This is a genomic window from Microbacterium album, from assembly GCF_014643695.1.
GTDB classification, from domain to species: Bacteria; Actinomycetota; Actinomycetes; order Actinomycetales; family Microbacteriaceae; genus Microbacterium; species Microbacterium album.
Window position 1 is genome coordinate 364,390 of record NZ_BMJY01000002.1, and the last position, 12,212, is coordinate 376,601.

Genomic DNA, 12,212 nt, shown 5'->3' on the forward strand with positions numbered 1-12,212 from the left:
ATCCTGAGCATTATGCGCACTGTGCCCGACAGCCCGTCGCGCACCGAGTCGCGCGCCCTGACGGTGGCGCTCGTGACCGGTCTGATCGCTGCGATCGCGGGGCTGCTGATCTTCCCGAACGAGGGGATCCCGCTCTCGTCGCAGCGCACCGGGAGCGTGCCGTCCTCGCTGCTGCCGGTCGGGGAGGTCTCGATCGGCGGCATCTCCTCGCTCGCCGCCGGAACTCTCGGCGCGGCCTCCTTCGCGCTGGCGTATCTCCACGGCAATCGCCGGCACGCGCGCTGGCGCCGCCAGGGAGCCCTGCGGCGGCTGATCGACACGGTCGGCGTGACGCTCGCGGGCAGCGTCACGGCGGCGCTCCTGATCGCGTCGACGTACACCGTGATGGCGATGGCGTTCCAGGACCTGCTGCTCGATCGCATCGCCGCGGCGGGCCTCGTGGCTGCCGGGACGGCGGTGGCCGCCTACGTGCTGCATCTCGTCGCGAGCGAGCTCGACACCCGTCAGCTCGCGTCGCTGCTGGCCCTCTTCCTGGTCGCCGGCGTGGTCGCGGCGATGCTCACGGCCGAGAACCCCGGCTGGTGGCAGGACAACTTCTCGGCGCTGGGCATCGGGACGGCCCCCTCGGCGCGCACCTTCAATCTGACGATCGTCATCGCCGGCGTCGTACTCATGACCCTCGCCGACTACCTCACGATCGACCTGCACCCGCGCGGGCATCACGGGCGCACGGTCGACGACATCCGCATCGTGCGCTGGATCCTCGTGGTGGTGGGGCTGGCGCTCGTCGGCGTCGGCGCCGTGCCGATCAACACGCTGGAGACGCTCCACAACGCCTTCAGCATCGTGGCGCTCATCGGCTTCGAGGCGCTGTTCCTCGTCACGCCGATCGTAGTGCGGGATCTTCCCCCGGTCTTCACCGCGACGAGCTTCGGGTTCGCGGTCGGGCTCGTCCTGGTCGTCGTGCTGTGGGTGCCCGTGGGCTACTACAACCTCACGGCCACCGAGCTCATCGCCATGCTCATGCTCTTCGCGTGGCTCGTCCTGCTCGCCCGCAACGCCGCCGCGACGCCCGAGGCCGCAGCGGAGCGTGCCGAGCACGCGATCGCGCAGGCGGAGGAGGCCGCGGCCGAGGCCGCCGCGCACGGCGAGGCCGAACGCCGTGACGGAGCGGCCCTCGACCCCGGTCACGACGGTCCGGTCCTGAAGGCGGGCTGAGCCGCTCGGGCCGCTCGAGACGGATCAGTACGCGCCGCGCGGCCGCACGACCGCGAGGACCGTGCGCAGCAGGAGCAGCAGGTCGCCCGGGAGCGTGCGGTTCTCGACGTAGTGCAGATCCAGCCCGACGGCCTGCTGCCAACTGAGCTCGCTGCGCCCGCTGACCTGCCAGGGGCCGCTGATCCCGGGGCGGATGGCCAGGCGCCTCGCCTCGTGCGGCCGGTAGGCGGCGACCTCCTCGGGGAGTGCCGGACGGGGACCGATCACGCTCATGTCGCCCCGTAGGACGTTCCAGAACTGCGGCAGCTCGTCGAGCGAGTAGCGCCGCAGGATTCGCCCGACCCGCGTGACGCGAGGATCGTCGCGCACTTTGAACAGCGGCCCCGCGCCCTCGTTCGCGTGCGACAGGAGGGCGCGATCGCGCTCGGCCGTGACGGTCATCGAACGGAACTTGAGCATCCGGAACGGCCGGCCTCCCTCGCCGATCCTCACCTGGCGGAACAGGACGGGCCCGGGCGAGTCCATCCGGATGGCGATGCCGATCGGGACGGCCGCGAGGGCGACGGGGACGAGGAGGACTGCCGCCACCAGGATGTCGAAGGCGCGCCGGACGAACCGGTCGGCGCTGTCCTGCAGGGGCATCGTCACGCGCAGGAGCGGCGTGTGCCCGCTCCAGCGCACCCGCAGCCGGGGCGCCGAGAGGCCGGACAGCCCGGTCCACACGACCGTCTCCGCCGCCACGCCCTCGAGCGCCCACGACAGCTGCCGCAGGAACTCGGGGTCGCCCTGCGGCGAGCCCGCGACGATCACCGTGTCGGCGCCCCGCAGCGCGCAGGCGTCCGCGACGCGGCGGGTCACGCCGGCGGGGGCCTCGTGGTCTTCGAAGCCGATCGCGTCCGCCACCTCCACCGCGTGGATGCGACCGAGGGCGTCTCCGACGGCGGCGAGCTGCTGCTCGCGGGCGAGCACGACCGCTCGCGACACGTGTTCGCCCGCGCGCGTCCGCGTGCGCAACCGGTGCCTCCAGGCGGCACGCGCACCCGCCATCGCCACCAGCCCGAGCGGCGCGGCCGCGAGCAGGGGACGGTACTGCTCGGGGGAGAGCAGGAGCGCGCCGATCGCCAGCGTGCCGAACGCGGCGCCCGTCGCCATGCACACGCGGCCCACCTCGTCCGCGAACGACAGCAGCGGGTCGCGCGACCTCGCGGTGGCGAGGGCGAGCAGCCAGACCGACGCCGTGACGACGGCCGCGGAGAGCGTCGCGGCGTCCACGGCGGCGGTGCCCGCGACCGACGCGAGGAGCGCCGCGGCGGTTGCGATCACGGCGTCGGAGGCGAACACGCGCGTACGGTGGGCGGCCTCGCGGCGTCGCCGGAGGGACAGCGGCGACTCGGCGATCGCGGGGGACCCGGCGGCGGGCGTGGTCACCGCCCGCAGGGGGCGCCGGGCGCGGCCGATCGGCCGCGTCAGGATCCGGGTCGCGCTGTGGTCGATCGCCATCTGGTCTCCTCGAACGGGCCGCGGGACGTTCCCGAGACGCCCCCGATCGGGCCGTGATCCCGACGACGCGGTCCCGACGAGGCGATCCCGACGAGGCTGTCCCGACGAGGCTCAGGAGCGCGCGCGGCGTGAGGTGATACACCCGAGGCCGCGGCGTCGTGGGCCGCGCCCGGTTACCACATCGGCCGTCGTCATCCCATCCCCTGGAGGGCTCCGCGGGCCTTTGCGACAGTGGGTGCATGACTCGCATCCTGCGTGAAGACTCGATCTCGCTGCTGGCTCGCGGTTACGACTTCGGCGCGCACGTCTGGCGTCGGGCGCGAGAGGGGGCGAGGGCGGCGCCCATGCGGCTGCTCGCACGCGACGCGCTGTTCGTGCGCGGAGCGGAGGGCGTCGCGCTCTTCTACGACGGCGACCGCATCGCGCGGCACGGCGCCATGCCTCTGATCGTGCAGGACACCCTGTTCGGTCGCGGATCCGTGCACAGCCTGGACGGCGAGGAGCACCGCCATCGCAAGGCGACCTTCGTCGAGGCCCTCTACCGCGACGAGCACGTCGACCGGCTGCTTCCGCTGCTCGAGCGCGAGTGGCGCGGCGAGCTTGAGGAGTGGATCGCCGGCGGCGACCGGTCGGCCTACGACGCCGCGGTGGGCGCGCTCGGCCGCGCCATCATGCGCTGGGCAGGCCTGCCCGGGACGCCCGCGGCCAAGACGCGGTGGGCGGCACGCCTGGCGCAGATCGTGGACGGGTTCGGGGTGTTCTACTCGCCTGAGTACGTTCTCGCGACGGTGAACCGGATATGGTCGGACCGACACGCCAAGCGGCTGATCGAAGCGGTGCGTGAGGGTAGCCTCGACGCGCCCGAGGGCACCGCGCTGCACGCGTGGGCCTGGCACCGCGACCTCGAGGGCGAGCTGCTGCCGCCTCGACTGGCGGGTGTCGAGCTGCAGAACAGCTTCCGGCCGATGATCGCTGTCGCGCGCTTCGTGGCGTTCGCGGCAAAGGAACTCCACGATCGCCCCGAGTGGCGGGAGCGGATCGCCGCGGAGACCGAGGCGCGCGGGTCGCTCGTCGGGGGCGAGCTGGCGACGATGTTCGCTCAGGAGGTGCGCCGCACCGCGCTGTTCGTGCCGATGCTGCCCGGATGGGCCACGACCGACGTCGAGCTGGACGGCGAGCGGCTGGGCAAGGGCGGCCGGGTGGTCCTCGACATCCTCGGCACGAACGTCGACGAGCGCTCGTGGGAGCGCGCCGAGGAGTTCGACCCGGAGCGGTTCCGCGGCGTCGACTACGAGGCGCTCGCCGCTTTCGTGCCCCACGGCGGGGCGGATGTCGCGACCGGGCACCGCTGCCCGGGGGAGAAGGAGGCCATCGCCGGGCTCGCGGCCGGCATCGCGGCGCTGAGCGATCCGCGCGTGACCGTCCTCGGCGACGGGCTCGAGATCAATCGGCGCCGGCTCCCCACCATGCCCACCTCGGGTGGGCGCGTGCGCGCGGCCGGTGCCGGGGCGCGCTGTCCGTTCCACTGAACCCCGCCGGTCGGCGGGCCGGGCAGGCCGGCCCCGGCCGGGCTGTGCGCGTCGCCGGTCAATAGGCTGTGCGCATGCGCTCGCCTCTCAGCGTCAACGCCGACGACCTCCGGCTCCTCATCGCGGTCGCCCGCACCGGGCGGATGGTCGCGGCGGCGGCCGCCCTGGGTCTCGACCACACGACGATCGGCCGGCGCATCCGACGTCTGGAAGCCGATCTCGGGGCGACGCTGCTCGTGCGTTCCACCGACGGGTGGGAACTGACCGAGCTCGGCCGGATGATCGCCGACCGTGCGAACGAGATCGACGTCATCGTCGACGAGGTGCGCGGGATCGCGGCCGGAGAGGCGGGCGCGCTGAGGGGCACGGTCCGCATCGCGGCGCCCGACGGCTTCGGCACCGCGTTCGTCGCGCCCGTGCTCGCGCGCGTGCTGCGGGAGCATCCGGGCGTCACCCCCGAGCTCGTGACGAGCTCGCGTCCGGTCTCCGCGCGGGGGACGGGTTTCGATCTGTCCGTCAACATCGGCGCCCCGCCCTCGGGGCGCGTCGCGAGCGAGCATCTCACGCGGTACACGTTGGGTCTGTTCGCCAGCCGGTCGTACCTCGCCGAACGCGGGCCGGTGACCGCCCAGGCCCACCTGAGCCGCCATCCGCTGGTCTTCTACGTCGAATCGCTGCTCTCGGTCGAGGAGCTCGACCTGCTGCGGTCGTTCTCCGGCCCGCGCATGGGCCTCGGATCGACGAATGTCCTGGCCCAGGTGGCGGCGACGCGGGCGGGCGCCGGCATCGGGCTGCTCCCGCACTTCCTCGCGGGGGACGGGACCGGCGCGGGCACGCCCCAGGAGGCCGGGGACGAGCTGGTGCCCGTGCTGCCGCGCGAGGTGCGCTTCGATCTCGAGTTCTCCCTCAGCGTGCGGCGAGAGAGCCGGGACTCGGATGTGGTGGCCGTGGTCCGGCGGGAGCTGCATCGAGAGGTCGCGGAACGCCGCGGCGAGCTCCTGGGTCCCTGAGCCCGTCGGCGCGGTCGGCGGGGTCGGTCCGTCGCAGTGTGCGTTTCTGCACATCCGCTGTGCCGGTCTGGACGTTGACCGCACAGCCTTCGGGCCCGGAGACTGGCGTCGACGACGCGAGGAGGCTGTCATGCCCGTGCCCCCGATCATGCGCGCCGCCGTCCTGGTGACGGACGAGCCGCGACTGCAGGTGATGGAGATCCCGACGCCCGTGCCCCGCGCGGGGGAGGTGCTCGTCCGGGTGATCGCCTGCGGCGTGTGCCACACGGACCTGCACGTGATCAAGGGAGAGGTCGCGTTCCCCCGCCCCGCGGTCGTCGGGCACGAGGTGAGCGGAGTCGTCGTCGCCCTCGGAGGAGGGCTCGACGCGAGCGGTCTGGCCGTGGGCGATGTGGTGGTCAGCGGCTTCATCATGCCGTGCACGACATGCGACGCGTGCCGCCGAGGGCGCGACGACCTGTGCGCGAACTTCTTCGCGCACAACCGGTTGCGCGGCACGCTCTACGACGGCGAGAGCCGCCTGGCCATGCCGGACGGGTCCTTCCTCGCGATGTACTCGATGGGGGGACTTGCGGAGTACTGCGTGATCCCCGCCGCGGCCGTCACACCCCTGCCCGCGGGACTGAACGAGCAGAATGCCGCGATCCTCGGCTGCGCGGGGCTCACAGCATACGGCGCGACGTTCCGGCAGGCGGCCCTGTCGCCGGGTGCACGCGTGGCCATCGTCGGCGTGGGAGGCATCGGATCGAGCCTCATTCCGATGGCGCGGGCCGCGGGCGCGGCGCAGATCATCGCCGTCGACATCGCGGACGAGAAACTCGACCGCGCGCGCGAGCTGGGGGCGACCGACACCGTCAACGGCCGCGCGCTCGACGCGGTCGCGGAGGTGCGGAGCCTCAGCGGAGCGGGCGTCGATGTCGCGTTCGAGGCGCTCGGCAACCCGGCGACCTTCCGCCAGGCGGTGGACATGCTGGCGGACGGCGGGCGCATGGTGGCGATCGGCATCGCGGCGGGGCGCGCCGAGGCCGCCGTCGAGATCACCCCGCTCGTGCGCCGCGGCTACGAGATCGTCGGCTCGTTCGGCGGCCGCACCCGGACCGATCTGCCGGAGGTGGCGCGGCTCGCCGCCGACGGGACCTTCCGCACCGACGAGCTGATCACCCGCCGCTACGGCCTCGATGACGCCGACCAGGCCTACCGCGACCTCGCCCGCGGCGCGATCACCGGGCGCGCCCTCATCACCATGCAAGGAGCCGCATCATGAGCGACACCCTCCCCGTCGTCCCGCACTGGATCGGCGGCGCCGAGCGCGCCTCGTCCGGAGGCCGTCTGGCCGACGTGTTCGATCCGGCACGCGGCGTCGTGACGAAGCGCGTCTCGCTCGCGGACGGCGACGATGTCGCCGCCGCCGTGGCCGCGGCCAGGAGCGCCTTCCCGGCGTGGCGGGACCTGTCCCTCGCACGCCGCCAGGCGGTGCTGTTCCGCTTCCGCGAGCTGCTCGAGTCGCGCAAGGGAGAGCTGGCCGAGATCATCACGAGCGAGCACGGGAAGGTCCTGGACGACGCGCTGGGCGAGATCACGCGCGGTCAGGAGGTCGTCGAGTTCGCGTGCGGGCTCGCGCACCACCTGAAGGGCGAATTCAGCGAGCAGGTCTCCACCGGGGTCGACGTGTACTCGACCCGGCAGCCGCTCGGCGTCGTCGGCATCGTCTCGCCGTTCAACTTCCCCGCCATGGTGCCGATGTGGTTCTTCCCGATCGCGATCGCGGCCGGCAACACGGTGGTGCTCAAGCCCAGCGAGAAGGATCCGTCGGCGGCGAACTGGCTCGCCCTGCTGTGGCGCGAGGCGGGGCTGCCGCCGGGTGTGTTCAACGTGCTGCATGGCGGCAAGGAGGCGGTGGACGGGCTGCTCACGAGCCCCGACGTGGCGGCCGTGTCGTTCGTGGGTTCCACGCCCATCGCGCGGTACGTGTACGAGACGGGTACAGCGCACGGCAAGCGCGTGCAGGCCCTCGGCGGCGCGAAGAACCACATGCTCGTGCTGCCGGATGCGGACCTGGACCTCGTCGCGGACTCCGCCGTCAATGCCGGCTTCGGATCCGCGGGGGAGCGCTGCATGGCGATCTCGGTCGTGGTGGCGGTGGACCCGATCGGCGACGACCTCGTCGAGCGGATCGCCGCTCGGATCGCCGGGCTCCGCGTCGGCGACGGCCGGCGCGGCTGCGACATGGGGCCGCTCGTCACCGCGCAGCACCGCGACCGCGTGGCCTCGTACATCGACGTGGCGGAGGCCGACGGCGCCACGGTCGTGGTCGACGGCCGGAAGGTGCGGGCCGACGGCGAGCCCGAGGGCTTCTGGCTCGGCCCGACCCTGATCGACCGGGTGCCCGCCACGAGCCGGGTGTACACCGAGGAGATCTTCGGCCCCGTGCTCGCGGTCGTGCGCGTCGACTCGTACGAGGAGGGCGTCGCGCTGATCAACGGCGGCGCGTTCGGCAACGGCACCGCGATCTTCACCAACGACGGCGGCGCGGCCCGCCGCTTCCAGCACGAGGTGCAGGTCGGCATGATCGGCATCAACGTGCCCATCCCGGTGCCGGTGGCGACCTTCTCCTTCGGCGGATGGAAGGACTCGCTGTTCGGGGACACCAAGGCGCACGGCGCCGAGGGCGTGCGCTTCTACACGCAGCTGAAGGCCATCACCGCGCGCTGGCTGGATCCGAGCCACGGCGGCGTGAACCTCGGGTTTCCGCGCCACGACTGAGCCCCTCGCGCGGTTCCGGCTCCGTGGAGCGGGGCGCCAGGCGCGCGCCCTACGCTGGAGGGGATATGGCGCATCTCCTGGGGGCCGAGGCCCTGCACCTCGAATACCCGACCAAGGTCGTCTTCGACTCCGTCTCGCTCGGTGTGAACGAGGGCGACCGGATCGGCATCGTCGGCCGCAACGGCGACGGCAAGTCGAGCCTGCTCGCGATGCTCGCGGGCCGGCGCGAACCGGACGGCGGCCGCGTCACGGTGCGCGGCGGCGTGCGCATCGGCGTGCTCGATCAGGGCGACACGCTCGACGACGGCGACACGATCGGCGGGGTCGTGGTGGGCGACGCGGCCGAGCACGAGTGGGCAGGCGATGCGCGGGTGCGCGACGTGATCGCGGGGCTGCTGGGCGACCTGCCGTGGGACGCGCCGCTCGGGACGCTCTCGGGCGGACAGCGTCGCCGCGTGGCGCTCGCGCGGCTGCTGGCGGGCGACTGGGATGTGCTCGCGCTCGACGAGCCGACCAACCACCTGGACGTCGAGGCGATCGCGTGGCTCGCCGACCACCTCAAGCGGCGCTGGGCCGCGAACGCCGGCGGCCTGCTCGTCGTGACGCACGACCGCTGGTTCCTCGACGAGGTCTGCACCGTGACCTGGGAGGTGCACGACCGGATCGTCGAGTCGTTCGAGGGCGGCTACGCCGCGTACATCCTGCAGCGCGTGGAGCGCGACCGGCAGGCGGCGGCGATCGAGGCCCGCCGTCAGAACCTCGCCCGCAAGGAGCTCGCGTGGCTGCGCCGCGGCGCGCCCGCCCGCACGTCCAAGCCGAAGTTCCGCATCGACGCGGCGAACCAGCTGATCGAGGACGTCCCCGAGATCCGCGATCGCGTGGCGCTTCAGTCGCTTGCCGTCTCGCGGCTCGGCAAGGACGTCGTAGACCTGCTCGACGTGTCCGTCGCGTACGACGACCGTCAGGTGCTGCGCGACGTCGAGTGGCGCATCGCGCCGGGGGAGCGCACGGGCATCCTCGGCGTCAACGGCGCCGGCAAGTCGACGCTGCTGGGACTGATCTCGGGGGACGTCGAGCCGACGGCCGGCCGCGTCAAGCGCGGCAAGACCGTCAAGGTCGCCACGCTCACGCAGCGGCTCGACGAGCTCGAGGAGCACCTGGACGAGCCGGTGCGCGTCGTGATCGGGCGCCTGCGCACGACCTACACTTTCGGCTCCGGCTCCAAGGCGCAGGAGCTCACGCCCGGTCAGCTGCTGGAGCGCATGGGCTTCTCCAGCGCGCAGCTGTCGACCCCGGTGCGGGACCTGTCGGGAGGGCAGAAGCGCCGGCTGCAGCTGCTGCTCATCCTGCTCGACCAGCCCAATGTGCTGATCCTGGACGAGCCGACCAACGACCTCGACACCGACATCCTCGCGGCCATGGAGGACCTGCTCGACTCGTGGCCCGGCACGCTCATCGTCGTGTCGCACGACCGCTACTTCCTCGAGCGGGTCACCGACCAGCAGTACGCGATCCTGCCGGGCCCCGACGGCGCGGGACGGCTGCGGCACCTTCCGGGCGGCGTGGACGAGTATTTGCGCCTGCGGGCAGGCGTGCGGGACCGGGAGGCCGCTCCGCGACGCGGGGCAGCGGCGCCCGAACGCGCATCCGCGGCGGGCGGCTCCGGGTCCGGCGACGCGGCCCCGGCCCTCGCGGGCGCTGAGCTGCGTGCGGCCCAGAAGGAGGTCGCCGCGCTCGAGCGCCGGATGAGCCGGCTGCAGGAGCAGATCGACGGCGCGCGGGCCGCGCTCGCCGACCACGATCAGTCCGATTACGTCGGGCTCGCGGCCGAGATGCAGCGGATCTCCGGGATGGAGGCCGAGCTGGGCGCCCTGGAGGAGAGCTGGCTCGCGCTGAGCGAGTCGGTCGAGGCCGCCGGAGGCTGACCCGGGCACGCCAGCCTATCGGCGCTCCGGCTCGGCGGTGCGCCCGGTCAGCGGCGGCACGGTCAGCGGCGGCGTGCCAGCACCACGACATCGTCGAGCGTCGCCGGCTCGCCGTCGGGAGCGGTCGCCTCCCGCCGACGGGTCTCGGCGGCGAGGACGTCCCACTCGTCGGCGTCGAGCGCGAGCTGGGCGAGCTCCTCGTCGGGGGTGAGGAACCGGTGCTCGTGCCCGTGCGGCGCCTCCGCCCAGGGCGGCGCGCCCGCGTGCGACGTGATCAGCAGGTGCCCGCCGGGGGCTACGCGCTCCGCGGCCCGCCGGAGGATCTCCGCGCGGGGAAGCTCGACCGGGGAGTGCAGGAAGCTCGCCGTGACCAGATCGTAGGAGTCCGCCGGCAACTCGGCGAGATCGGCCGTCAGGAAGCGGGCGCGGGTGCCGTCGAGCCCGGCGTCCTGCGCCGCGGCGGTCGCCCGGCGGATGGCGGTGGGGGAGATGTCGATGCCCGTGGCGTCCCAGCCCCGCTGCGCGAGCCAGATCACGTCCGCGCCCTCGCCACAGCCGAGATCGAGTGAGCGGCCCGGCGGGAGCGAGCCGGCGACGGCGGCGAGCACGGCGTTGACCCTGCCCGACCACACCCGGTCCGACCCGGCGTAGCGCTCCTCCCAGAAGTCCGCGGGCGCAGCCTGCGGCGCCGGGTCGCGCACGGCGGCGTCGAAGTCCCACGTGACGAGCGCGCCGTTCACCGCCGCGCCCGCGAAGGCACCCGCGCCCATGGACAGGGGCACGTTGGCGGCGGGGTTGACGACGTTGCCGACGGCCCAGATCCGGTCGTCGCTGGTCTTCCCCATCGCGTCGACGGCGAGGAAGGAGCCGAACGGGGACTCGCTGCGCGCGAGGTCCAGCGGGGCGAGGAAGCCGTCGTGCGGCCGCGGTGCACCCGCCGTGAAGATCGCGTCGACCGAGACCTCGCTGCCGTCGGCGAGCCGGACCGCGGCGATCGAGGTGCCCTCGCCGACGAGCTCCGTGACCGGCGCGGGCACGAGGACGATGCCGCGTGCGCGAAGGCGCCGCTCGGTCTCGGGCGCGAGCGGCCCGAGGTCGGCGCTGAAGACCGTGACGTCGTCGCTCCACTGGCGGACGAGCTCGGCCTGGTGCAGTCCGAGCGGGGACGTGGTGAGCACACCCAGACGCCGGTCCCGGACCTCCCAGCCGTGACAGTAGGGACAGTGCAGCACGGTGAGTCCCCAGCGTTCGGCGAGCCCCGGGACGTCGGGCAGCGCGTCCGTGAGTCCGGTCGCCACGATCAGGGCGCGGGTGTGCGCCTCCCTTCCGTCGGCCGTCACGATCCGCAGGCCGTGGGCCACGCGCTCGACGTGCTCGACGCTCCCGTCCGCGAAGTCCACGCCGTAGGCGGCGGCCTCGGCGCGGCCCCGCTCGAGCAGCTCGGCGGGCGGGACGCCCTCCTGACCGAGCACGCCGTGCATGTGCGCGGCGAAGCGGTTGCGGGGGCTGCCGGCGTCGATCACCCGCACGCGGCGCCGGGAGCGGCCCAGCATGAGCGCGGCCGACAGGCCCGCAGGTCCGCCGCCCGCGACGATCACATCCCATGAGTTCGGATCCATGCGGCCATCCTGTGCGCGACAATGAAGTCTTGCAAACGGTTTTGCCGGATCGGCAAGGAGATGGGATGCGGGCGGAAGTGGAGCAGGTCGGCGCGCGGCTCAGGGCGGCGCGGCGGTCGCGGGGCCTCACGCTGGAGGAGCTCGCGGCGGCCGTGGGGATGTCGGCGAGCACGCTGTCGCGGCTCGAGGCGGGCAAGCGGCAGGCGAACCTCGAGCTGCTGCTACCCCTGACGCGCCGGCTCGGCATCCGGCTCGACGATCTCGTGCCGCAGGAGCAGCCGGATCCGCGGGTGCGCCGCCCGGTCATCCGGCGCGACGGGCTCGTGATCGCTCCGCTCGCGCCGGAGCATTCGCCGATCCTGACGTACAAGATCACCTATCCGCCGACCGACGCGCTGCCCGATCTGCGCGTGCACGACGGGTACGAGTGGCTGTACGTGCTGCGCGGGCGCCTGCGCCTCCGGCTGGGCGAGCAGGACCTGATGCTGCGCCGCGGCGAGGCCGCGGAGTTCGACACGCGCGTGCCGCACGCGATGTCGGCCGCGGGCGGGCGTCCCGCGGAGATCCTCAGCATCTTCAACGAGGCCGGGGCCCGCATGCACACCCACACGAGCGACGGGGCGACGGCGGACGAGAGCCGCTGAGCGA

General features: G+C 73.4%; 9 protein-coding genes. 7 read left to right on the plus strand and 2 right to left on the minus strand.

From position 1 onward, the window contains the following. Positions 1–12 precede the first annotated feature (12 nt). On the plus strand, positions 13–1,218 hold the full coding sequence (locus IEX37_RS04235; RefSeq protein WP_188754993.1) for a DUF998 domain-containing protein: 1,206 nt from the start codon (positions 13–15) through the stop codon (positions 1,216–1,218). A 24-nt stretch (positions 1,219–1,242) separates the two neighbouring features. On the opposite strand, the gene IEX37_RS04240 is transcribed toward IEX37_RS04235, so the two are convergent. Continuing rightward, positions 1,243–2,718 carry a sugar transferase gene (locus IEX37_RS04240; RefSeq protein ID WP_188754994.1) on the minus strand — a complete coding sequence of 492 codons (1,476 nt, stop codon included), beginning with the start codon at positions 2,716–2,718 and terminating at the stop codon, positions 1,243–1,245. A gap of 239 nt (positions 2,719–2,957) precedes the next feature. Here IEX37_RS04240 and IEX37_RS04245 point away from each other — a divergent pair, with 239 nt between their 5' ends. From IEX37_RS04245 to IEX37_RS04265, 5 genes are all read left to right on the plus strand, one after another. Then, on the plus strand, positions 2,958–4,247 hold the full coding sequence (locus IEX37_RS04245; RefSeq protein WP_188754995.1) for a cytochrome P450: 1,290 nt from the start codon (positions 2,958–2,960) through the stop codon (positions 4,245–4,247). A 74-nt stretch (positions 4,248–4,321) separates the two neighbouring features. Beyond that, the gene (locus IEX37_RS04250) at positions 4,322–5,257 is read left to right on the plus strand and encodes a LysR family transcriptional regulator (RefSeq protein ID WP_188754996.1); all 936 of its coding nucleotides are present in this window, start codon (positions 4,322–4,324) and stop codon (positions 5,255–5,257) included. A gap of 130 nt (positions 5,258–5,387) precedes the next feature. Next, positions 5,388–6,521, plus strand: coding sequence for a zinc-binding dehydrogenase (locus tag IEX37_RS04255; RefSeq protein ID WP_229663055.1), 1,134 nt, complete (start codon positions 5,388–5,390; stop codon positions 6,519–6,521). Beyond that, positions 6,518–8,020, plus strand: coding sequence for a CoA-acylating methylmalonate-semialdehyde dehydrogenase (locus IEX37_RS04260; protein WP_188754997.1), 1,503 nt, complete (start codon positions 6,518–6,520; stop codon positions 8,018–8,020). The genes IEX37_RS04255 and IEX37_RS04260 overlap by 4 nt, the downstream gene beginning before the upstream one ends. A 65-nt stretch (positions 8,021–8,085) precedes the next feature. Further along, positions 8,086–9,945, plus strand: a complete 1,860-nt coding sequence (locus tag IEX37_RS04265; protein ID WP_188754998.1) for an ABC-F family ATP-binding cassette domain-containing protein — start codon at positions 8,086–8,088, stop codon at positions 9,943–9,945. A 62-nt stretch (positions 9,946–10,007) separates the two neighbouring features. On the opposite strand, the gene IEX37_RS04270 is transcribed toward IEX37_RS04265, so the two are convergent. Beyond that, positions 10,008–11,564, minus strand: coding sequence for a bifunctional NAD(P)/FAD-dependent oxidoreductase/class I SAM-dependent methyltransferase (locus tag IEX37_RS04270; protein WP_188754999.1), 1,557 nt, complete (start codon positions 11,562–11,564; stop codon positions 10,008–10,010). Positions 11,565–11,629: 65 nt separating this feature from the next. On the opposite strand from IEX37_RS04270, the gene IEX37_RS04275 reads away from it, so the two are divergent. Next, on the plus strand, positions 11,630–12,208 hold the full coding sequence (locus IEX37_RS04275; protein ID WP_188755000.1) for a helix-turn-helix domain-containing protein: 579 nt from the start codon (positions 11,630–11,632) through the stop codon (positions 12,206–12,208). The last annotated feature ends 4 nt before the right edge of the window (positions 12,209–12,212 follow it).